The organism is Oceanobacillus saliphilus (genome assembly GCF_023522835.1).
Classification (GTDB): domain Bacteria; phylum Bacillota; class Bacilli; order Bacillales; family Amphibacillaceae; genus Oceanobacillus; species Oceanobacillus saliphilus.
In genome coordinates this window covers 267,077-288,652 of the sequence record NZ_JALCZU010000004.1, presented here as the reverse complement: position 1 = coordinate 288,652, position 21,576 = coordinate 267,077, and the positions used below count along the sequence as shown (strand labels likewise).

Sequence of the window (21,576 nt, the reverse complement as noted above, 5' to 3'; positions counted from 1 at the left end):
GATACGAAAGGGAGGGAATTTAAAAATGAGAAAACATATAGTTGTTTTAGCTATCGTTGCTTTATTATTTTCGATGGTTCAGATACCAGTTCTTGCTGGAAAATCACAAACAAATACTGGACACACCGGATCCCCATTTGATAAAAAGATTACCGAAAGATTTGAATCTGAAAGGTCAATGGAGCACATTTCTTATTTGAGCGAAGATATTGGTCCACGAGTTGCAGGCACGAATCAGGAAAAGGAAGCAGCAAGTTACATTGAACAAGAATTGCAGCGTTATGGGTATGAAGTCAGTAAACAAGTTTTTGATATTGCTAATCGGTTGCAAGGTCAGTTAAACACTTCTACTGAAGAGAGTGAATTTGCTATCAGAATTGCGACAGGTTCTTCATCGACTACCGAAGAAGGAACATTCGGTTATGTGTACCATTCTGGAAAAGGCGAACCGAGTGGATTTCCAGATGAAATTGACGGAAACATCGCTTTAATTGAAAGGGGAGACTTCTCTTTCTGGGAAAAAGTTAATAATGCAACAGAAGCCGGTGCTTCCGGAGTGATCATTTATGATAATACAGATAGCCTTGTTCCTCCAACACCGAGTTTAGGTGGGAACTCAGCCTCTATTCCAGTAGTCGCCATTACAAAAGAGGATGGAGAATCACTTTTGGAGAAGATGGAATCTGAAGAGGTAACAGCCACAATTAAAATAAGTGAAATTACCAATCAGACATCACAAAATATTATTGCAGTCAAGGAACCTAAGGGAAAACCCGCCAATGATCATGATATCGTCTATGTTACTGCGCACTATGATAGCGTTCCGTATGCACCAGGAGCCAATGATAATGCTTCCGGAACATCTGTTGTTCTAGAATTAGCAAGAATTATGAAAGGCTATGCAACTGACAAAGAGGTCCGCTTTGTGTTTGTTGGTGCAGAAGAAATAGGACTAGTCGGGTCCCGGTATTATGTTAGCCAGCTTTCTAATGATGAATTAGATAGAAGCCTTGCAAATTTTAATTTAGATATGGTAGGCACCAACTGGGAAGAGGCAACTGCCTTGTTTGTCAATGTAGTAGACGGTGCACCAAATCTAGTTTGGCAATCTACTAGTGATGCTGCCCAACGATTAGGAAATGATTCCATCGTACTTTTTGAGCGAGGAGCATCAGATCACGTCGCATTTTACGAAGCAGGTATTGATGCAGCCAATTTTATTAGAAGAGAACCTGTAACTGCATCATTAGAACCATGGTACCACACTCCATTCGATACAATTGATAAAATCAGTCAGGATCGAATACAAGAAGCAGGTGAACTTATCGGTTCTGCTATTTATGATGTTGTACGTAAGGAAACGCCTAAAGGCAAACGGAATCAAGGTGTTCGTATGAATGAGGGAGATTATTTACTGAATGAAGCAGTCTATGTTGAATAGATAGACATAAACCTAAATTAAATAGATCAATAGTGGATAATAGCAGTGTCTGAAACAGATTGTTTTACTCCAGACACTGCTATTATCAAATGGAGAACTAGAGGGATAGGAACTCTGGTTCACCGCTAAGGCTAACGCACTCGTGTAATCACGCTTTTTGATATTCTGATATTCCTGTTACTCTAGCTCATAAAATTTGGAAAAGTCATCTAAAAATATGAAAACTTATTAATTTACTCCTGCTTTATCCATTGCAGATTGTTTAATAAACTCTGCAATCCTTTCTCCAACCATTATTGCTGTTGCAGCTGGTCCTCTTGATGGAACCATTGGAAAGATAGAAGTATCGGCAACCCATAAACCTTCCATTCCATGTACCCTGCCATACTGGTCGACTACTGCTTCCGGATTATCACTCGGCCCCATTTTTGCACTTCCACTTGCATGGATAGCAGTAGCAAGATGGGAGCGTAACCATGCGTTTAACTTTTCATCATCATTTAAAGTTGCTTGATCTATTTCAGTCAATTTTTTGAAATAGGGTTTAAAGGCATCGCTAGTTAATAATTTGATTGTAGTTCGCATAGCTTCTCTTAATCTGCTTAGGTCATATTCGTTTTCTAGATAATGATAATCTACTTTAGGATATACATGTGGGTCTTTCGAAGTAATCGTGATATTTCCCCTGCCTTTAGAATACTGTACACCTATTGCAACCATCATATCTCCCTGATGCATTGCCTGTTGTAAGAAGCGCTTTTTTGAAATTCCTTTCATTGACTTTAATGTCTGGTTTGGTCTTCGAAGAATATCTGTAATTCCCTTAAACTTGGAACCAGAAGCTCCCAACATGGATTCACCAAACGGTTTAAACATCGGCATAATTTCCAAATCTCCCGGATGTTCTGACCCCTCTGAAGTGAAGTTTAATACAACCTGTAGATTATCTCTCTGCTCATCAGGACCAGGCACTTGATTTGGTTTATAACTCATTTGGATATCAGGGTGGTCAGAGAACTTTTTACCAACTCCAGGCAAATGATGGATCGTATCGATGCCAACAGCTGTTAATTCCTCGCTTGGTCCAATACCTGAAAGCATTAGTAAGTGCGGCGTATTAAAAGCTCCTGCAGATAAAACAATTTGATCTCCATGAATAATTTCAATTTCACCATTTCTTTCGACTTCAACACCGGTTGCTTTTTTATCATTAAATTCTATTTTTCTAACAAATGTATTCCCACTGACAAATAGGTTTTTACGATCTCTGTTATGATTAATATAAGCAAGTCCTGTATTAATCCTCATACCGTCCACTGCATTAAGCGGAACTGGACCATAACCAGGTTCTCCATCAGCGTTCTTATCTTCTTCATAAGAAAATCCAAGATCTTTGCAAGCCTGATAAAATGCTTTCGATATGCCATAAGGATTTTCGATTTCACGATAAATTGGCACAGGTCCTTTACTGTTATGAATCTCTGTATCGCCAAAGTTCAAATCATTTTCTAATTTAATATAATATGGCAGAACCTTTTCATATGACCATTCCGTATTGCCAGCTTCCACCCAACGATCGAAGTCTGCCCTAGTGCCTCGAATAAAATAGCAGCCATTTAATGATGAAGAACCACCGAGAATCTTTCCCCTAGGAACGGAGTACGGTAATTCAGGAGTTAAATTAGCCGTATATCCCCAGTTATTTGGATGTCCTGGGACAGCTCCTGACATGTGGCTAGCATTTAGAAGGTCTTGTGGGAATTCTTCACTGTCTGGATAATCCGGACCAGCTTCGATTAGTAGAACAGTTTTATTCGGGTCTTCACTTAAACGAGCTGCCAAGGGAGCACCTGCAGATCCAGCACCAATTACTATAAAGTCATATTTACTCACATATTTCTCCTCCTAAAATTATAATTTTTGTTATCTAGTAAAATATGAATGGATTAATTTGTGATTGTATTCTTTTTTTCTGTCTCATTTCTTTTGTTAGTTTTCATTTTATCGCCTGTTTACGCTGAGGTGTAACATAAGATTCTTTCCCAAAATCAGTTAGGTATCTCTGAAAGGGAGGTGCTGTTTTTAGTATGAGTTGACATGAATTCTAATTCGTTGTTTGTGCTGTGTTCGACAAAAGCCCCTCAGACCACTGACTTTTCCTCCAGTGAGGTGGTAGCTTAAGGATGGATGGATCGAGCTCGTCGATGGATTCCACTCCGAGATGACCAAGAGCATCGTTAATCTGTGAGCGGAAGAGGGTGAGAATATGATCGATGCCGCTTTCTCCTGCAGCCATGAGTGGGAATATATAGGCACGACCCAGTGAGACTGCGCGTGCACCAAGAGCCAAAGCCTTGATTACGTCAGTTCCGCGACGGATTCCGCCGTCCATGTAAACTTCGATCTTGTCACCAACCGCTTCGATGATGCTTGGAAGTGCCTCAATTGAAGAAATCGTGGTATCGAGCATATTGCCACCATGATTCGACACAATAATTGCGTCAACGCCTTCATCTACTGCTCGTTTGGCTGACTCTACAGAGACAATTCCTTTCATTACAATTGGACCATCCCAAATCTCTCTAATCCATTTTAGATCTTCCCAGGTCGGCGTTGGATCGAATATTTGTGAAGCGGCATCGAACCACTTCATGACTTCTCCGTTTTCCTCAACTGCCAGTTCGGCCATGGGCTCCTTAAGTCCGTTACGTAAGAAGTCGAATGCCCACGGGATCTTGGTGAACAGTTGTGGTGCAAACTTCATCACCTCCTTAAAATTGACGCCCATCGGTGGGGAAGCACGTCTGTTCGGTGGAATTTCGAAAGGCGGATTGGGAGCGGCACTGTCGGCGATGAGGACGAGAGCATGCACGCCAGCAGCCTTTGCCCTTTCAATGATTCTGACAGTCATATCACGATCCTTAATGAAATACAACTGCTGAAATACTGGACCAGTTGCTTCTGCCATAATATCTTCAATCGATGTAGTGCTCACACCGCTGACAATTTGGATGGTCCCTGCAGTACCAGCTGCGCGTGTTGCTGCTCGTTCACCATCTACATGGCCGGCACGAAGAGCGCCGACGGATGAGAGCATGACGGGCATAGATATCTCGTGTCCGAGTACCGTGGTAGATATTTTTTTGGTGCGATTAAAGGTGGCAGCCCGTGGAAGAAATTCAATTTCAGTAAAAGCTTCTTCGTTTCGCCGTGCGGTAACACCGGCCCCACTCCCACCTTCGTAGAAATTCATGATTCCCCGCGGAACACGCTTTCGGGCGTAGTAGAGCGCATCATTGACGGATTGAATCTTTGCTGGAATATTCTTCATTAGATATTTCCTCCTATTTTGCATTATTGTTAGCACTTATCATTGTGATATAATACTACTAATCAACCTATATCAATCCATCTTTTATCCCGCATCTGGCTATGTTGTACAATATGTATAGACATAAAGTTTGATATAATAGATTTGTTCTTTATTTCACCACAAAATAAAGCGCTTACATATTAAGCGTATGATTTAAACCCAAAACTAATGTTTTGAATTATTTACCAATTTTTTCAAAATCTATTACTAAATATAATTATACCAATCTAAAAAGGCATTACAATCGGTAAATTCCGAATATTTGTACATATAAGCAACAGTTTTCCTTGTTTTGTTTGAAATAATATTTAAATTTTTGGGAGGAATCTTTGTGATTACAAATAATAAGTTAGACAGAAGAGTAAGAAGAACAAAACTAACATTTATAAAAGCATTTATAAGTTTGATACAGGAAAAAGGTTACAAAAATGTAACTGTCACGGATTTAGTTGAAAGATCAGATTATAATAGGGCAACTTTTTATGCTCATTTCAAAAATAAGGAGGATTTAACTAATGAAATAATTGAGAAAATGATCAATGGGCTTCAAAAAGCCTTTTACCAGCCTTTTAAAGAGTTTGGACATTTGGAATTAGATAGTCTTTCACCTTCCTCTGTCCAAGTGTTTCAATATATTTATGCAAACTCAGATTCATTTGACTTACTAAAAGAATCTGAGTCAATACCAGGTCTCCAAGATAAGATTGTTGAGACGATTAGAAACATATTTCAAGAGGAAATTATATTTGTAAGTGGTCATAAGTTTGATATTAATAATGCTAATTTTATTACATATCGAACTTATGGAATTTTTGGCCTTATTTTAGAATGGATTAAGAGTGATTACGCACAATCGCCAGTAGAAATATCCGAACAGTTAATTAATATTTATAATACATATTCTCCTAAAGTTCGCGCCAATAGCATCGGTAGTAGGTTTTAGGGTTATCAATATAATGAAAACAAAAATATTATGTAACGCATAACTTCATAAAGACCCATTATGGTGATGTGACTCGATTGCTGGTCAACTGGGTTTTCCTTTTTCCATTGCCTCGCATTTTACCACGGACAATTATAAAGAGAAGATTGATTTGGATCGTTCGGCATTCAAATCGACAGCACCAATGGCACAAGAACCTTATGTCATGGCTGTGATTAACGTGCTTGTTGCTCCAACGGATGAGGAAGCGCAAAGACTTTGGACCACGACAGAGTAATATTTATTGATATTCAAACCGGAAAACAGCGATTACTGCAGCCGCCTGTGAATCCTGAAGAAATAGGATCAGAACAGGAAAGGGCACGTATAGAATCGATGTTCAGCATCAAAGCGGTCGGTTCTCCGGAAACAGTACGTAAGAAATTGGAAGAATTTACGGAGCGCAGTGGGGCCGATGAACTGATTGTTGTGACATACACCTACGATCCGGAAGATAGGAAGCGATCGATGGAGCTGCTCGCTGATCTCTGGTTCTAAAGTGGTTATTACAGATCCGCGTTAACTGTTGATCGTACATTAATAATTGGAAAACAAGGGCTGTGTATCTTGCTTCCCTACCTGTAAGAAAAAGCTTGGAGTCCGTTAATGGTAGGGAACTTGGATAATCTTTTATTAGTAAAACCTTGTGATAAACAAAAAAACACCTGCCCAAATTATTCTTCGGTGAGATTTGCAACATGGAATATCCGCGATACCTAAATCTGTCACCCCACCGCGTATAGAAGAGAATGCGAATATCTACACAACTTATTTATCGTTGTGGATCAAACTTTTTTAAAACCAAACTTAAATCTGCTGGATATGAATCCATTTTGATCAATTTTTTTTCAAAATGGATTCAATTCTATTTAATAAAATATAGGTTTAGGTGTTGTTTAATATGACTACTTATAAATATCTTTAAAAAATCCTGTATAATTGCGATCAATTATTTCTTCGACTGTTTCATTATCAACTACTGTTTCACGCCATTTTAAGAAATAACCCCTTTTCGCAAGAGCTCTGCTACGGCTTGCGTGCGATTGTTTACATCCAGTTTTGTTAAGGCAGACTTGACATATTGGTTGACTGTTGACTCACTAATACCCATAACATCAGCCATTTCACTGGAGCTTTCTCCCCACGAGATATGTTGCATGACCTCTAATTCTCGCCTGCTTAACGTATCTATTTTTTTACTTTCGCCCAAGTTACCTAAAATGTTTCCTGATAGTCTGCCAAATAAGGTGAGAGATGACAACAACTCTTGGTCAAAGGTTGTGTCTTCGTCAAATTGATAACTGATGATAAAACCTACAACAATCGGGCCAGCACACAAAGGAACAATAATAGAAGAATTAACATCCGAGGAAAATATATGCTTGCTTGTCATAAGTTTCAAAAATTCGATTCCAGTAAAATATTTTGCCTCCCTATCTCTAATAACCGAATTGAAAACAGGTAATGACCTTACATCGTCTCGTTCGCTTCTTATATGAATAACTTTTGAATGTGATATACCAATAACTCCTTCTGCTAAATAACCTATAGACGAATATCTGTATAGAAAAGCATCGCGAATAGAGAAAATACGAGTGTATTTTTCAAGGATTCCTATTAAAAGTTCATCTTGATTGGAGAAGCTAGTTAAATTAGATAGTGTTTCTTGGATATTTTGTTTCATCATCATAAAATCTACACTCCTTTTATCAAAAAAGTGATTTTATCGTTTCATACTACTAAAATCGGATGGCGCTATTCATTTAATGATACGAATCAAGAGTAAATTACCATCCCTAATAATTAGGAATATACAGATTATTCCGAGCGGTATAGGATTAAATATAGCACATATTCTTGATTTTGTATAAACAGAAATGTGGGTATGATAGCTGACAATCGGTAAAGTTTATTAAGCAAATTATGAATACGCTTACGGGTTGTAAAAGTATTAGAAGTTGAATGCATGGAAGGATTTTAATATTATGTAATGTCATCTTTGAAGTCAGCAAAAAAGCTATTATAATTTGAGAGGAGAATAACTTTGCCAACAACATTAGTTCCAGTAAGTAAAAATGCCGCTAAATTTATCTCTACTCCTAAGAAAATGCTAATCAATGGTGAGTGGGTGGAAGCTGCCAGTGGAGAAAGAAAAGAAACAAGAAATCCTGCAACAGGTGAGGTTCTCACAACGTTTCCAGAAGGTGGCGTGGAAGATATCGACCGTGCAGTAGCTTCGGCACGAAAGGCATTTGAAGAAGGTCCCTGGCCGAAAATAAAACCAAATGAACGAGCAAAATTGTTGCTCAATCTCGCAGATTTAATGGAAGAGAACTGCGAAGAACTTTCTCATCTAGAAACGCTTGATAATGGTGGGCCGATTGGTGTCACTGCAGCGTTTGTTGATTTAAGTGTGAACAATCTTCGTTATTTTGCTGGATGGGCTACGAAAGTAACTGGTGAAACGATTCCAGTATCAAATCCAGGAAATGTTTTTAACTATACAAGAAGAGAACCTCTTGGCGTTATCGGTGGAATCACGCCATGGAACGGACCATTATATATGGCGATTTTGAAATTATCTGCACCACTTGCAACAGGAAATACTGTTGTATTGAATCCAGCATCACTTACACCACTGACAGCTTTAAGACTAGGTGAATTAGTACAAGAAGCTGGTTTCCCTGATGGCGTTGTTAATATCGTCACTGGTAGTGGTTCGAAAGCTGGAGCACGATTAAGTGAACATCCTGATGTAGACAAAATTACCTTTACAGGATCAACAGCTGTTGGGAAACAAATTATACAAGCAAGTGCAGGAAATGTGAAGAAAGTATCGCTTGAACTCGGCGGGAAATCTGCACATATTATTTTCGCTGATGCAAATTATGAACAAGCATTAGAGAATGCTGCAAACGCTGTTTTTTTTAACTCAGGTCAAGCTTGTATTGCTGGTTCAAGATTATTTGTAGAAAATAAGATTTACGATCAATTCATGAGTGATTTAGCAGATTACGCAGAAAAGAATTTCACAATTGGTAATGGATTTGATCAATCTGCAATGATGGGACCACTTATTTCCGCCAAACAGAAAGATCAAGTATTAGGCTATATTGATATTGGTCAAAAAGAAGGTGGAGAAGTTCTATTCGGTGGAGATGCAACCGAAAGTGAATTTGCAAATGGTCATTTTGTGAAACCAACTGTATTAGCCAATATCACGAACGATATGACGATTGCTCGTGAAGAAATATTTGGCCCAGTTGTATCTGGCATGCCATTTAAGGATATCGATGAAGTAATTAAACTTGCTAACCAATCTATATATGGTTTAGGTGGAGGTATTAGCACAACCAATCTTAGTAAAGCTCATCGAGTCGCCCATGGACTGAGAACAGGAAATATCTGGATTAATACGTACAATCTCCTAGATCCTGCTACACCATATGGTGGTTTTAAACAAAGTGGACTAGGTAGAGAAAACGGCAAAACAGCTATTGATATGCTTACTGAAGAAAAAAGTATCTGGGTGAATCTGGATTAATTTGGCGTAATAAGAAAATGGAGTCTGTTCCTATTACAGATAGTTCATACAATAGCCTTTCATTAATCTTCTATGAATAATTTAGGTTTTTAACTATAGTTAAATATTTTTATTTATTTTGCTAATTATAATATGATAATAAAAAATTTTAAGGATTAAGAGAGAGGTTGATTAGTTTATGCCTAAACAAAAAGTGGCTTTAGTAACTGGTGGCGGAAGTGGAATGGGTGCAGCGATTAGTAAACGGTTAGCACAAGATGACTTCGCCGTCACAATTGCAGATCTTAATGAAGAAGCTGCTAATAAAGTTGCTAACGAAATTAAAGAAAATGGTGGCAAAGCTCGTGTATCAGTTACTGATGTTTCGGCTCGTGATTCAGTTTTAAAAGCCGTAAATGATTCAGTAGAAGAATTCGGAGATTTTAATGTTATTGTTAATAATGCAGGTATTATAATGAATGCAAATATTGATGAGGTTACACCTGAACAATATCAGAAATCATTTGATATTAATGTAGGTGGTGTTTTATGGGGAATACAGGTAGCTGCTAAGACTTTCAAAGGATTAGGTCATGGTGGAAAAATCATAAATACAACATCTCAAGCTGGTATTAAAGGAAATCCTGGTATTTCAGTATACAGTGCAACTAAGTTTGCAGTAAGAGGGTTAACACAATCAGCTGCGCAGGAACTTGGAGAATATGGCATTAATGTAAATGCTTATGCGCCTGGAACTGTTGCAACTGATCTAGCGAAAAAGCATATGAAAGAGTTGGCTGAAAAAAACAATACAACAGTAGAAGAAATAGAAAAAACATTCACTGATCAAATTGCTGTAGGGAAATTAACTCAGCCTGAGGAAATTGCAAATGTTGTATCATTTTTAGCTAGTTCTGATTCAGATCAAATAACTGGTCAAACTATTGTCACGGATGGTGGTATGGTATTCCATTAATTTAAAAGTAATAATCTAAAAAAAGACTACACTAATTTTAGGTCTAAAAGACTTAAAATCAGTGCAGTCTTTTAAGTTTTCAGTGTTTGTCAACATAGTTGTCGCATTTGGCTGTTTTACTTTTCTAAAAATCTCATTCAAAAAATATAGTACTTCCTCCAAGTGCACTGAAGGCTACCGCGCTGCGCTTGCTGGCCTAGTGATTTGATTCGAAAGGAAAAGCGTATTTTCGATTCAAATCACTAGGGAAAGTTGTGCAAACTACGATTTTACTAATACTTCTATTTGTCTTTCAACTCGCATGGGGTTGAGCGCTACATGTTCATGTGGTGTCCAATTTCTTTTTTGCTGCTTCATATACTTCTTTTCGCTTTTCTAATATAGTTACGTGCTCTCCGGTATGGCATTGATTTGGTGTAACGAAGTTTAGCCCACTATGCAAATGAATCTCATTGTACCAATGTACAAATTTCCCGGCCCATTGCCTTACTTCCTTTAGTGATACAAAACCTTTATGTGGGAAATCCGGTCGGTATTTGAGTGTTCGAAACATCGCTTCTGAATATGGGTTATCATTACTCACACGTGGTCTTGAGAACGAACTTTGAATACCCAATTTCTCTAGTAAAACTAGGAATGTGGAGGCTTTCATCGGGCTTCCGTTGTCGGAATGTAACACCAGTGGCTCACCTTGAATTTTCTCACTGATTACTGCCTTTTTCACGAGTGTTTCGGCATACGTGCTTCTTCTGTTTCCCATACTTCCCATCCGACGGCCTTTCTATTAAACAGGTCAAGAATCAAATAAAGCTTATAAAATAAACCTTTCGCAGGGCCGCCCAACCAGGTAATATCCCATGTCCACACTTGATTTGGCGTTGTGGCGAGATGACTCTCCGGAATTCTACTCGCCGGCTTTTGAGCGCGCCCTCGATGATTTTGCATTTTTTCTTCACGTAATACTCGATAAAATGTGGATTCAGATGCAAGATATGTACCTTGATCTGCGAGCTTCGGTACAATTTATGTTGGCGGTAAATCCACATACTCCTCTTGTTTGGCAATCATGATGATTTCGGATTTTTCTTCTTGTGACAGCTTATTTTTCGGTGTGGGGCGTTTTGAAACTGGTCGCTGATCGACCTTCACACCACCACCAGCTACCCAGCGCTCATACGTACGTACGCTAATGTGTAGCTCATGACAAGCCTTGGCTAATCTCGCACCGTTTTGATTGGCTTCTTGAATTAATTCTACGGCTATTGCGCGATTTGATGGGTCAATCATTCGTCCTCGTCGTCCCCCCAAATCGCTTGGGCCTTTTTTCGTAAAAGTAATAATGCCGCGGCCTCCGCTAACGCCTTCTCTTTCTTTTGTAGATCCTTTTCTAACTCCTTCGCACGTTTCTGTTCATCTTTCAATTGCACATCCAATTGTTTTTCCTGGTCGAATGCTTGACCATTTGCTTGAAGGCATACGTTACGCCATGCTTCAATCTGTTCACGATATAATCCTTTTTTACGACAATACTCTGCAAGCTCCAACTCATTCAGCATAAACGTTTCCATAACGATTAAGAATTTATCCTGACTATTCCATTTATCGCTTGTTTGTCCGTTGCCAGGGATTGCAGTACCAACTGCCCTCGCATCCTTACGCCACTTGTACCACCGATTCATTTTTTGGTGGCATCATCCGTTGAAGAACTTCCTCTTCTCGTTCCGCTGTATAACGTATTCCATTTTGCCTTGCCATATCAATCGACCTCCGTGTCATTTACTTAATCATATCACCTTAGCCTTGTATGACATCTATCCTAACAGAGGGGGATGTTTAAACAAATTGATCAGAAAAAGGCAACCCTTGATGCAAAACGTCCATTACCAAAGTATACATTAAGGAGTTTACGTGAAAAGTTACTACTTGAATGGACATTTCATTCAAATGCAATTGAAGGTAACACGTTAACTTTGCAGGAAACGAAAGTAGTGCTGGAAGGTATTATGGTTGGTGGGAAAACAATGCGTGAACATTTAGAAGTGATTAATCATCGGGATGCAATTTCTTATGTGGAAGAAATTGTCGGACGTAAAGAGTCTTTATCAGAATGGCAAATTAAGAATTTACATCGTCTCATTTTAAAAGGCATTAACGATGAATACGCAGGAGTATATCGAGATCAGCAAGTATTTATTTCTGGTGCTAAACACACACCTCCGGCACCGTATCTTATTAAAGAAGAAATGGAAAGGCTAATGAACTGGTATGAAGAGGAAACAGAGCAAATGCATCCAGTTGCTCGTGGTGCGATGTTACATGCAATACTTCTAGGTATACATCCTTTTATTGACGGAAATTGTCGTACATCACGACTATTATTAAATTTAGAACTAATGAAAGATGGCTTTCCACCTATTGTAATCAAAGTAGAAAATCGGTTGAATTATTACACTGCTTTAGATAAGGCACATACCAAGCAGGACTACGATGACTTTATTCAATTGGTCTCAAAGGAAGTAGAGGATTCGATAGATCTGTATATAAGTGCATTGAATAACTCAGGGTGATTTTTAGTAACAGTATAGGTTGAAGGGATCACCAGATAAAAAGGGTCAGACTCCCACTGCATTAAAGTATTAGTGAGACGGGGGCTGACCCTGTCAACCCTCGGTCTTGATCTGTTCGCTCTTGAATTCCCTATTACGGTCTTTATAAAAGCATTTAAAAAAGAAGCTTCAGCACTATACTGAAGCTTCTCAAGATTATTTTTTAAAATTCTCTGGAAACTGTTTCACAACTCCCTCAGAGATAGCATCTGCCATTAAGATTATATGTGTGATCCCTTCATCAATCGCAACAATTCTTGCATCCCATTCTTTTTCTAAGCTTGCTGCTAAGTCATCTGTTACCAATTCTAAATGCATATACAAAAATTTTCTTAAATCTTCATTTGTTAGATTGGGGTTGGCACCACTAAGGAACGCCGCTATATCATCAGCATTTCTATACCATTCTTTGTTTAGCTGATTCACCATGTCTTCGTTTCCGCTTTTAGCAGCATCTACGATTTTACCAGCAATAACAATATGTTCCGTAAGCAAATCCGTAAGTTTGTTCCCTGCGTCCTCTCCGTATACAGGCTTCACAGCATTTCCTATATCCTCCTGATTTTTCAGAAGTCTTGATAGTACTTGCTCTTGATCCTCTGCCCCAGCTGTTGTTGCACTTGTAATATAATTACTTGTCCACAATACATGATCAATCCAAAGTTTCCTAAAATCATTTTTGAACTTTACCTCTGATTGACTAATACATTGTTTTTGTGTTTTAGCATTGACACTAATTGACCCAGGTAGCATGTTTAGCATAAAAACTAATATTAATATCATAAACAATAATTTTTTCATCAAATCTACTCCTTCCAAATATAAAGATCCTTTATATTATTGTTATATGGTATTTTTTCATTCGTCAAAATCACATTATTAGAAATCTTAATGGGTTCTTCAAATGAAAAAGGTCAGACCCCCACTGCTTCAAATTATTAGTTAGGTGAGGGACTGACCCCAATGTCATCCTCATTAAAGGAAGGCACATATAATATAAGAATTATGGTATTATAACACCGTAATATATGAACGGAGGTTTTATCATTGATTTTTAAATCATCTACCTATTTAAGAAAAGATTATAATTCTATTTCTAAATTAGCTCACGAGAAAGCGAAGCCTGTTTATATTACGAAAAATGGAGAGGGTGACCTTGTTCTCATGAGTATAGATGCATTTTTAAAGAAGGGAAGCAATCATTGATTTAAAGGAAAAACTATTAGTTGCTGAGGAACAGCGATTAAGTGGTGAAAAGCCCACTACTCTTGAATTCTGCTTATCGAAGAATTATGGAAAGAATTGATCACAAATTATAACTTAGAATTGCTTCCCACAGTTGATGCTGATCTTGATGATCTTTTTGATTATATTTTGCTTGATAATCCTAATGATGCAGGTGATGTGTTAGAACGCATTATTACTTCATTAAAAAACCTTGAAGATTTCCCTTATGCTGGTACCAAGCTGATTGCAGATCACTAAACCATTATGAATTTCTTCGAATGATTGTTTTTGAGCCGTATGATGCGTATTGGAGTTCGTGGGAAATGAGTATATTAGAAAATGAATGGATGCAAAGAAATGGCCAATGGGTCAGTCCGCCACCACGTTAAAGCGATAGCGAAGTTTGGACTGACCCATAATCCAAAAGAAAAATCCGAACGAATTAGAATTCTATATGAAGAATTTTAAGTCAATCGGATTTTTCTATAACTAAAATACTTCTGTCCCAGCCTCTTCCTACTCAAAACTTATTAAATTACTTCTTCTTTATCCTTTGCAGATTGTTTAATAAACGCTGCAATCCTTTCTCCTACCATTATTGCTGTTGCAGCAGCCCCTCTTGATGGAACCATTGGAAAGATAGAAGTATCAGCAACCCATAAACCTTCCATTTCATGTATTCTGCGATACTGGTCGACTACTGCTTCACGAACATCACTTGGTCCCATTTTTGCACTTCCACTTGAATGGATCGCAGTAGCAAGGTGGGAGCGTAACCACGCATTTAACTTTTCATCATCATTTAACGTTGCTTGATTTATTTCAGTTTTAGGGGGATAGTCCACTCAAGGTTAAGTTAAAAAACACTAAAGGCACGATTTGTTATAGTGGGGGGTTTAGTTTGAACATATTCTTAATTAAGTATATTTTAATTGTAATAATATAAAGCAAGATATATGATAGGAGTATCAGAGACATGAGTATAGATATCAATCATCTATTACGGATACATAAAATGTAAACAGGGAGAGCTTTGGATGAGGAAATGGATTGTAGATAAAGCGCATACTAGAGTAGGATTTGAAGTAACTCATATGATGGTATCAAAAGTAAGAGGTCAATTTGATTCCTTTACAGCTAACGTAGAGGCAGAAGATTTGATGGATTTAACAACTGCAAAAATTTCATTCAGCTTTGATGCTGGGAGTATAAATACTCGGATTCAGGAGCGGGATAGACATCTAAAATCAGAAGACTTTTTTGATACGCCTAACTATCCAACGATTGATTTCCAATCTACTAAAATTACCAAAAAGGAAAGTGATGATAACTATACAGTTACAGGTAACCTGACGATGAAAGGGATAACGAAATCTGTAGAATTTGATGTTGCTTACGGTGGAAGAGCAACTGACCCATGGGGAGGGGAAGTTTATGGCTATGTAGCAGAAGCAACAATCGACCGTGAAGAATTTGGCCTTCTCTGGAATGCAGCGTTAGAAACAGGCGGCGTACTAGTTGGCAAAGAAGTTACAATTAAAGTTGATTTGGAATTAATAAGCGTAGATCATAAAACTTCGTATGAGAATACCTTAATGAAACCGTCTCTAATTAACAACAACCCAGTGAAAAAGAAAACAACGAATGAATTTAACCGGTTGATTGCTGAAAACTTAACCGATTTAATTACGGTTATTGATTGGAACGGATCCATGAAATTTACAAGTTCAACTCTTGAAGCGGTGTTACACGATAATTCTTTACTTCATAATAGGAATTTTTTTGATATCATCGACCCGAAAGAAAAAGATTCTATTCAAAATGAAATCTTAACCTACTCTAACAGAATGATAAAAAAGGAACTAAAAATCGAATTTCGCATTCTTCATAAAGAAGGATATTATATGAAAGTAGAGGCAATTTTTATTAGTATGAAGGGCGAAGATGAATTAGTATTAGTCGTCATGCGTGATATAAGTGAACGAAAGGAAGTAGAGAAGGCTATTTACCATTTAGCATTTCATGATGCGCTGACAAAACTTCCAAATCGACGTTCATTTATGAATCAGCTTCGTAATGAGGTCATGGACCGAAAATATTCGAAGTCTAAGTTAGCGATATTATTTATTGATTTGGATGATTTTAAGTCAATTAATGATAGATGGGGTCATGATGCGGGAGACATTGTCCTTAAAGAAGCAGCTAAAAGAATTCGAACGGCTATCCGTCCAACAGATATAGCAGCGAGATTTGGTGGAGACGAATTTGTTGTTATGTTAAGGGATGTGCAAGATAAAGAAGATGCTATCACAATCGCCGAGAGGTTGGTGGCTCAATTTCAAAATCCTATAAAAGAATCTGGCCAAGAATATAAGCTCACCCCTAGTATTGGTTTAGCGTACTACCCTGAACACGGAGAATCAGCTGACGAACTGATCAAAAATGCGGATACGGCACTTTATCATGTAAAAGAGCGCGGTAAAAATGATTTTTCGATTTTCAGCGAACTTATGGAAAATCAGTCATTAGAAAGACGCATACTTGAAAATGCATTAAGGCAAGGGATTAAAGAGCAGCAATTTTACTTGGAATATCAACCGAAAGTGAATATAACCACAAATGAAATAATTGGTATGGAAGCGTTAGTTAGATGGAACCACCCAGATTTAGGAATCATTCCTCCGGGGAAATTTATTCCACTAGCAGAAGAAACGGGATTGATTGTTCCGTTAGGAGAATGGATTCTCAGAGAAAGTTGCCGTCAAGCTTCTCTGTGGCAAGATGCAGACTATCCACCTTTAAACTTATCTGTAAATATTTCAGTACGGCAGATGGAAGATTTAAATTTTGTGAACCTGATAAAAACAGTGTTAGAAGAAACAGGATTAGATCCAAAAAGACTAGAATTAGAGATAACGGAAAGTGTCTTAGCTAATGTTAAAAGTACGATAGCTATTTTAAAGGAAATACGAGAATTAGGCGTCCTTATTTCTGTTGATGATTTTGGCACTGGTTATAGTTCTCTCAGTTATATTAAGGATCTTCCAATTGATACAATAAAAATTGACCAATCGTTTGTAAAGGATATTCATACGAATAAAGAAAGTAAGGAAATTACGAAGGCTCTCGTAAACTTAGCAAATTCGATTGGATTAAATGCAATTGCAGAGGGAATCGAATTAAAGGAACATGTGGATGAACTAAGTGAAGATGGTTATACCTTTGGACAAGGCTATTATTATAGTAAACCATTAAAGCCAAAGGCATTTGAGGCGTTTTTGCGAAGATAAATGAAATATCTTAATACATGAACGTTGATTTTGTACGAATACTGCTCGTTATCCATGCATGATATGGGAGAGGTTTTCATTTAAGGTATCACACTTAATGGAAATCTCTTTTTGAATTTCAAATTCTTTAATTCAAAACATATTTCTTGATTCTTTATCGATTAACATGTAAAGTGATAGTAATGAAAGGAAGTGAGTATAGTTGAAAAGAGAATAACCCTTGCATTAATCTGTTTACGGATTACCCGTTTTACTTCCAAACGTCGCTATTAAATAACTGCTTAACAGAAGTAAGAGCAAAAAACACGGTATAAGTCCATGACGAAGCTACAGAAATACACAAAAGAAATTTTCTTAAATCATTGCCTATTATTTTTTTAAAATATCACTTAACTAGTAAAGTTAAAAACGTAGGAGAATGACGAGGGATTAAAGAACTCTTTCAATCGTTGGATACGTTTAGTGGTAAGATTGTCACCAACTTTACAGCTTTAGAGTCACATGAAGATATTTTCATCAACGGTAAGTTGGAGTATAGAATTCCGTCAACGAAGGCAATTCAATCTTATGCACATCAACAATTACAGTTATTATCGAGTAAATATAAACGAATCTTAAATCCGGCAGAATATCCTGTGAGCTTAAGTTCCAATACCTGGGATAATAAAATGAAGAAGATAGAAGAAACAAAGAATCACATCCGAAAACCTGTTCTTTTATAATCGATTCATAGAGCATAAAGAAAGATTTATGGAAGTGAAAAACAAAAACATGGAATGAAGGAGGACGAAAACATGATGAACATGTTACCAAGAATCAATGAATTAGCAAAAAAGAAGCGTGAAATAGGATTAACATCTGAGGAAAAAGCCGAACAGAAAATTCTCAGGGAAAACTATTTACGTGGTATTCGCGGTCAAGTCCTCGTTACATTCTCCGGAATGAAGGTGGTAGATCCGCTTGGAAAGGATGTTACACCAGAAAAGGTGCGCAAGTTAAAGATAGTAGATTGATAGATTTGAATGGTGTAAAAAGGATAAACAGGATAAACAGGGTCAGACCCCCACTGCATTAAACTATTCGTGAGACGGGGGACTGACCCTGTCACTTATCCCTAAATTCACCTAATATCCCCAAGATATCTCACAGAAGCAATATGCGTCTGCGACAACTTAATGACTTCATGGATAAATTCCTCTTGAGAAGTTTCATAACCCGTATTAATCCAATTGAATATAAGTCCATAGAATCCATACGCTGTATACCGTGTAAAGTAATCCATATCAACTGGTAAATTATGAAGTGTTTTAAATTCGAACTTCTCTTGATAGATTTTTAGTATCGTTTGCGGAAATCTGCTATGCAACTCTGGAATAGTGTCACGATAGTTAATCAACTCAAAAAAGCTGCGATTATCATAAATATAAGAAATAATGTTAAAAGAGTTTTTATTCAATTGATCTGTACTTACGTTTCGCTTGGATTGATACGGTTTTCCAACAGATTGCTCTAACCCCTGAAGATAGGAGTGCATTAGATCTTCCGCTAAATCGAATTTATCCTGATAATGCGTATAAAAAGTACTTCGGTTATATTTAGCATAATAAACGATATCTTTGACGGAGACAGAATGGAATCCCTTTTCTTTGATTAAGGCAATCAGTGCTTGTTGTAGATGTTCTTTTGTTCGATTTTTACGTGGAGTTGTTAAATAAGCATGCATTGGATTTCCTCCTTAGTAAACACATTCATTTTAATTGTTTAATAGACATTAATAGGTCAAGTGTCTATTTAATGGACAATGAGATTCGTATTGCTGATTGAATATGCCGAGAAAAGTATTAAAATAGGAATGCAAGCCCTTTCAATGGTTGGGTTTGCTATTTATATTATAACAGGGGGAATTAACAATGGGGAAATTGCAAGATAAAGTAGCTGTTATTACTGGTGGGGTATCCGGTATTGGTGCTGCAACAGCTCGTTTATTTGCTGCTGAAGGGGCAAAATTGGTTTTAGTTGATATGAATGAAGAAAAAGGTGCTAGTTTTGAAGCGGAATTAAAATCCCAAGGAACTGAATCTGTTTTCGTGAAAGCGGATGTTACGAGTGAAGAAGATGTTAATAATATTTTTGCAACAGCATTAAAAACGTTTGGTAAAGTGGATGTTCTATTCAATAATGCTGGAATTGGTGCTGTAAAACCAACTGAAGAACTAACTTATGCCGAATGGAGAAAAACGGTAGAAGTGGACTTAGATGGTGTATTCTTAGTTGCACAAGCTGCAATTAAAGAATTCTTGAAAGCTGGCAGTGGCGTTATTGTAAATACGGCTTCTATGTATGGTTGGGTTGGATCGCCTGGAAGTGCAGCATATAACGCAGCAAAAGCTGGTGTTATTAACTTAACTCGTTCTCTTGGCTTGGAATATGCAGAGCGTAATATCCGTGTGAACGCACTTTGCCCAGGCTTTATTGAAACACCAATACTCGGAGAAACCGATAGAGAATTTCTAACAAATGCTACACCAATGAAGCGTCTAGGTAAACCAGAAGAAATGGCAAAAGCTGTATTGTTTATGGCTAGTGATGATTCTTCTTTCATGACTGGCAACAGCTTAATTGTTGATGGTGGATATACAGCACAATAATAAATTGATGTAGAATAAGGATCCATTTTGACAATTGTTCAGAATGGGTTCTTTTTCTATAGAATAAAAAGGGTCAGCCCCTTTCAACCCTCGTTAATCATCTCCGCCATTCATACTCCAGCAATAAGAGAATAAGGAATTTTTAATGCTTCCATTCATATATACTTGTTAGATTTTAGATCCAAAATCAATCCCAGACACTAAAAAGGGGATTGCGGATTTTATAAATTCTTCCATAGGTACCTTCATCCCATTTCTTTTCCATTCTACAGAAGCCCCGTAAATGCCCCAGCTTAATATAACCGAAGTAATTTTTAGTGATTCATCATGCTCCATTCTATTTTGTTTTAGCATCATTTTGTAAAAAATGATTTCGAGCTGTTCCCGAATTATTCTTCCAATTGTATCTTCATATCCTCGATGGCAACGATTGGATAATGACTTTTGAAAATTTGTGATCGCTGTAAAGATACGAACAAAAGCTTCTTCATTTAGTTCATCATTCTCGTATGTATCATAATTCAAATTGACTAACAATACTTCTGATAAGACCTTTTCTAGTAGATCATAGATATCTTCAAAATGATAATAAAAGGTTGCCCGATTAATCATGGCTTCTGTCGTAATATCTTTTATCGTAATATCCTTAAATTCCTTTTTTCCTGAAAGTTCAATGAAAGAATCCATAATTAATTTACGCGTACGAAGAACCCGAGGGTCCGTCTTTGGTTGCGTCACTTTTTCTTCCCCCTACTTTTTAAACATATTCTTCAATCTGTTGTATAAACAACAAATTGCCAGAACTATTGGTATTCATCCTATTTAGTATGACTTAATATTTAATTATAAAGCAAATAAGACGTTTTATTTAAAAAAAATTTAGGAGAAAAAGATATGATTAAAATTGGTATTATTACTGGAAGTACGAGGGATTCAAGAGTAAATATACAAGTGGCAGAATGGGTGAAATCCATCGCTGATCAACGAACGGATGCTGAATTTGAGTTGGTAGATATTAAAGAGTACAACCTACCAAAGTTTAATGAACCTATTCCTGCTATTATGTCACAGGATTATCAAGCAGCGGAAGCGAAAGTTTGGTCTGAAAAAATTAGTGAACTTGATGGGTTTGTTTTCGTAACTCCTGAATACAACAAAGCCGTTACATCCGGTTTAAAAGATGCGATTGATTACTTATATGTCGAGTGGAACAATAAAGCAGCTGGTATTGTAAGTTATGGTTCTACGCTAGGGGTGACAGCAGCTAATAATTTGCGATTAATTTTGACTGTACCGAAAGTCGCAACAGTGGGAACTCAACCTGCCCTAAGTCTATTCACAGATTTTGAAGACATGAGAACTTTCAAGCCAGCACCGTTTCATGAAGAAACCGTTCAAACCATGTTAAATGAGGTCGTTGCTTGGTCTTCTGCATTGAAAACAATTAGATAATCATTTCAAGAAATGATTTAAGGCGAGGAATTAGGATTTCGCTTTTTCCTCGATTGTT

The 21,576-nt window shown here is 37.3% G+C and carries 24 protein-coding genes; 14 read left to right on the top strand and 10 right to left on the bottom strand.

What is annotated here, in order from left to right; all coding sequences use genetic code 11:
- Window positions 1–25 precede the first annotated feature (25 nt).
- Entirely contained in the window at window positions 26–1,441 is a 1,416-nt protein-coding gene (locus MN204_RS09485; RefSeq protein ID WP_249870842.1) for a M20/M25/M40 family metallo-hydrolase, read from the top strand.
- A 228-nt stretch (window positions 1,442–1,669) separates the two neighbouring features.
- On the opposite strand, the gene MN204_RS21500 is transcribed toward MN204_RS09485, so the two are convergent.
- Window positions 1,670–3,334 carry a GMC family oxidoreductase gene (locus tag MN204_RS21500; RefSeq protein ID WP_249870841.1) on the bottom strand — a complete coding sequence of 555 codons (1,665 nt, stop codon included), beginning with the start codon at window positions 3,332–3,334 and terminating at the stop codon, window positions 1,670–1,672.
- 211 nt (window positions 3,335–3,545) lie between these two features.
- Window positions 3,546–4,772, bottom strand: coding sequence for an alpha-hydroxy acid oxidase (locus tag MN204_RS09475; protein WP_249870840.1), 1,227 nt, complete (start codon window positions 4,770–4,772; stop codon window positions 3,546–3,548).
- A gap of 373 nt (window positions 4,773–5,145) precedes the next feature.
- On the opposite strand from MN204_RS09475, the gene MN204_RS09470 reads away from it, so the two are divergent.
- The 3 genes from MN204_RS09470 to MN204_RS09465 all read left to right on the top strand — a co-directional run bounded on the left by MN204_RS09470 (window position 5,146) and on the right by MN204_RS09465 (window position 6,294).
- Window positions 5,146–5,757: a TetR/AcrR family transcriptional regulator gene (locus MN204_RS09470; protein ID WP_249870839.1), complete on the top strand. Its 612-nt coding sequence runs from the start codon at window positions 5,146–5,148 to the stop codon at window positions 5,755–5,757.
- Between the two features lie 151 nt (window positions 5,758–5,908).
- The gene (locus tag MN204_RS21275; RefSeq protein ID WP_306798644.1) at window positions 5,909–6,034 is read left to right on the top strand and encodes a hypothetical protein; all 126 of its coding nucleotides are present in this window, start codon (window positions 5,909–5,911) and stop codon (window positions 6,032–6,034) included.
- Entirely contained in the window at window positions 6,016–6,294 is a 279-nt protein-coding gene (locus MN204_RS09465) for a hypothetical protein (RefSeq protein WP_249870838.1), read from the top strand. The genes MN204_RS21275 and MN204_RS09465 overlap by 19 nt, the downstream gene beginning before the upstream one ends.
- 496 nt (window positions 6,295–6,790) lie before the next feature.
- On the opposite strand, the gene MN204_RS09460 is transcribed toward MN204_RS09465, so the two are convergent.
- Window positions 6,791–7,486 carry a response regulator transcription factor gene (locus MN204_RS09460; protein ID WP_249870837.1) on the bottom strand — a complete coding sequence of 232 codons (696 nt, stop codon included), beginning with the start codon at window positions 7,484–7,486 and terminating at the stop codon, window positions 6,791–6,793.
- Window positions 7,487–7,840: 354 nt separating this feature from the next.
- On the opposite strand from MN204_RS09460, the gene MN204_RS09455 reads away from it, so the two are divergent.
- Both MN204_RS09455 and MN204_RS09450 read left to right on the top strand, forming a co-directional pair.
- Window positions 7,841–9,340: an aldehyde dehydrogenase family protein gene (locus tag MN204_RS09455; protein ID WP_249870836.1), complete on the top strand. Its 1,500-nt coding sequence runs from the start codon at window positions 7,841–7,843 to the stop codon at window positions 9,338–9,340.
- Window positions 9,341–9,518: 178 nt separating this feature from the next.
- A complete protein-coding gene (locus tag MN204_RS09450; RefSeq protein ID WP_249870835.1) occupies window positions 9,519–10,295 on the top strand; it encodes an acetoin reductase in 777 nt (258 codons plus the stop codon).
- Window positions 10,296–10,617: 322 nt separating this feature from the next.
- On the opposite strand, the gene MN204_RS09445 is transcribed toward MN204_RS09450, so the two are convergent.
- The 3 genes from MN204_RS09445 to MN204_RS09435 all read right to left on the bottom strand — a co-directional run bounded on the left by MN204_RS09445 (window position 10,618) and on the right by MN204_RS09435 (window position 11,974).
- The gene (locus tag MN204_RS09445; protein WP_249870834.1) at window positions 10,618–11,055 is read right to left on the bottom strand and encodes an integrase core domain-containing protein; all 438 of its coding nucleotides are present in this window, start codon (window positions 11,053–11,055) and stop codon (window positions 10,618–10,620) included.
- A gap of 263 nt (window positions 11,056–11,318) precedes the next feature.
- On the bottom strand, window positions 11,319–11,603 hold the full coding sequence (locus tag MN204_RS09440; RefSeq protein WP_249870833.1) for a hypothetical protein: 285 nt from the start codon (window positions 11,601–11,603) through the stop codon (window positions 11,319–11,321).
- Window positions 11,579–11,974 (bottom strand): hypothetical protein, encoded by a 396-nt coding sequence (locus MN204_RS09435; RefSeq protein ID WP_249870832.1) that lies wholly within the window; start codon window positions 11,972–11,974, stop codon window positions 11,579–11,581. Before MN204_RS09435 ends, MN204_RS09440 begins: the two co-directional genes overlap by 25 nt.
- A 150-nt stretch (window positions 11,975–12,124) precedes the next feature.
- Between MN204_RS09435 and MN204_RS09430 the strand changes: the two genes are divergently transcribed.
- Window positions 12,125–12,862, top strand: a complete 738-nt coding sequence (locus tag MN204_RS09430) for a Fic family protein (protein ID WP_249870831.1) — start codon at window positions 12,125–12,127, stop codon at window positions 12,860–12,862.
- A 195-nt stretch (window positions 12,863–13,057) separates the two neighbouring features.
- On the opposite strand, the gene MN204_RS09425 is transcribed toward MN204_RS09430, so the two are convergent.
- Window positions 13,058–13,702: a glycosyltransferase gene (locus MN204_RS09425; protein WP_249870830.1), complete on the bottom strand. Its 645-nt coding sequence runs from the start codon at window positions 13,700–13,702 to the stop codon at window positions 13,058–13,060.
- A 246-nt stretch (window positions 13,703–13,948) separates the two neighbouring features.
- Here MN204_RS09425 and MN204_RS09420 point away from each other — a divergent pair, with 246 nt between their 5' ends.
- A complete protein-coding gene (locus MN204_RS09420) occupies window positions 13,949–14,107 on the top strand; it encodes a type II toxin-antitoxin system Phd/YefM family antitoxin (RefSeq protein WP_249870829.1) in 159 nt (52 codons plus the stop codon).
- A 96-nt stretch (window positions 14,108–14,203) separates the two neighbouring features.
- The gene (locus MN204_RS09415) at window positions 14,204–14,386 is read left to right on the top strand and encodes a type II toxin-antitoxin system RelE/ParE family toxin (protein ID WP_249870828.1); all 183 of its coding nucleotides are present in this window, start codon (window positions 14,204–14,206) and stop codon (window positions 14,384–14,386) included.
- A gap of 272 nt (window positions 14,387–14,658) precedes the next feature.
- Here the strand turns inward: MN204_RS09415 and MN204_RS09410 are convergent, their stop codons facing one another.
- Complete coding sequence (locus MN204_RS09410; RefSeq protein ID WP_249870827.1) at window positions 14,659–14,973, bottom strand: GMC oxidoreductase; 315 nt, start codon at window positions 14,971–14,973, stop codon at window positions 14,659–14,661.
- Window positions 14,974–15,165: 192 nt separating this feature from the next.
- Between MN204_RS09410 and MN204_RS09405 the strand changes: the two genes are divergently transcribed.
- From MN204_RS09405 to MN204_RS09400, 3 genes are all read left to right on the top strand, one after another.
- The gene (locus MN204_RS09405; protein ID WP_249870826.1) at window positions 15,166–17,418 is read left to right on the top strand and encodes an EAL domain-containing protein; all 2,253 of its coding nucleotides are present in this window, start codon (window positions 15,166–15,168) and stop codon (window positions 17,416–17,418) included.
- 449 nt (window positions 17,419–17,867) lie between these two features.
- Entirely contained in the window at window positions 17,868–18,140 is a 273-nt protein-coding gene (locus tag MN204_RS21495) for a hypothetical protein (protein ID WP_368858656.1), read from the top strand.
- A gap of 72 nt (window positions 18,141–18,212) precedes the next feature.
- Complete coding sequence (locus tag MN204_RS09400; RefSeq protein WP_249870825.1) at window positions 18,213–18,431, top strand: DUF896 domain-containing protein; 219 nt, start codon at window positions 18,213–18,215, stop codon at window positions 18,429–18,431.
- Window positions 18,432–18,538: 107 nt separating this feature from the next.
- Here the strand turns inward: MN204_RS09400 and MN204_RS09395 are convergent, their stop codons facing one another.
- Window positions 18,539–19,141: a TetR/AcrR family transcriptional regulator gene (locus tag MN204_RS09395; protein WP_249870824.1), complete on the bottom strand. Its 603-nt coding sequence runs from the start codon at window positions 19,139–19,141 to the stop codon at window positions 18,539–18,541.
- A gap of 187 nt (window positions 19,142–19,328) precedes the next feature.
- Between MN204_RS09395 and MN204_RS09390 the strand changes: the two genes are divergently transcribed.
- Window positions 19,329–20,066 (top strand): SDR family NAD(P)-dependent oxidoreductase, encoded by a 738-nt coding sequence (locus MN204_RS09390; RefSeq protein WP_249870823.1) that lies wholly within the window; start codon window positions 19,329–19,331, stop codon window positions 20,064–20,066.
- 168 nt (window positions 20,067–20,234) lie between these two features.
- On the opposite strand, the gene MN204_RS09385 is transcribed toward MN204_RS09390, so the two are convergent.
- Window positions 20,235–20,804, bottom strand: a complete 570-nt coding sequence (locus MN204_RS09385; protein ID WP_249870822.1) for a TetR/AcrR family transcriptional regulator — start codon at window positions 20,802–20,804, stop codon at window positions 20,235–20,237.
- Window positions 20,805–20,960: 156 nt separating this feature from the next.
- Between MN204_RS09385 and MN204_RS09380 the strand changes: the two genes are divergently transcribed.
- Window positions 20,961–21,518 carry an NADPH-dependent FMN reductase gene (locus MN204_RS09380; RefSeq protein WP_249870821.1) on the top strand — a complete coding sequence of 186 codons (558 nt, stop codon included), beginning with the start codon at window positions 20,961–20,963 and terminating at the stop codon, window positions 21,516–21,518.
- Window positions 21,519–21,576: the final 58 nt, after the last annotated feature.

Coding starts and splice junctions, on each gene's coding strand:
- MN204_RS09475 (WP_249870840.1), bottom strand. CDS start 4,772: ATGAAGAATATTCCAGCAAAGATTCAATCCGTCAATGATGCGCTCTAC.
- MN204_RS09405 (WP_249870826.1), top strand. CDS start 15,166: ATGAGGAAATGGATTGTAGATAAAGCGCATACTAGAGTAGGATTTGAA.
- MN204_RS09395 (WP_249870824.1), bottom strand. CDS start 19,141: ATGCATGCTTATTTAACAACTCCACGTAAAAATCGAACAAAAGAACAT.
- MN204_RS09380 (WP_249870821.1), top strand. CDS start 20,961: ATGATTAAAATTGGTATTATTACTGGAAGTACGAGGGATTCAAGAGTA.
- MN204_RS09430 (WP_249870831.1), top strand. CDS start 12,125: ATGTTTAAACAAATTGATCAGAAAAAGGCAACCCTTGATGCAAAACGT.
- MN204_RS09445 (WP_249870834.1), bottom strand. CDS start 11,055: ATGGGAAACAGAAGAAGCACGTATGCCGAAACACTCGTGAAAAAGGCA.
- MN204_RS09390 (WP_249870823.1), top strand. CDS start 19,329: ATGGGGAAATTGCAAGATAAAGTAGCTGTTATTACTGGTGGGGTATCC.
- MN204_RS09425 (WP_249870830.1), bottom strand. CDS start 13,702: ATGAAAAAATTATTGTTTATGATATTAATATTAGTTTTTATGCTAAAC.
- MN204_RS09400 (WP_249870825.1), top strand. CDS start 18,213: ATGATGAACATGTTACCAAGAATCAATGAATTAGCAAAAAAGAAGCGT.
- MN204_RS09450 (WP_249870835.1), top strand. CDS start 9,519: ATGCCTAAACAAAAAGTGGCTTTAGTAACTGGTGGCGGAAGTGGAATG.
- MN204_RS09485 (WP_249870842.1), top strand. CDS start 26: ATGAGAAAACATATAGTTGTTTTAGCTATCGTTGCTTTATTATTTTCG.
- MN204_RS09460 (WP_249870837.1), bottom strand. CDS start 7,486: ATGATGATGAAACAAAATATCCAAGAAACACTATCTAATTTAACTAGC.
- MN204_RS09435 (WP_249870832.1), bottom strand. CDS start 11,974: ATGAATCGGTGGTACAAGTGGCGTAAGGATGCGAGGGCAGTTGGTACT.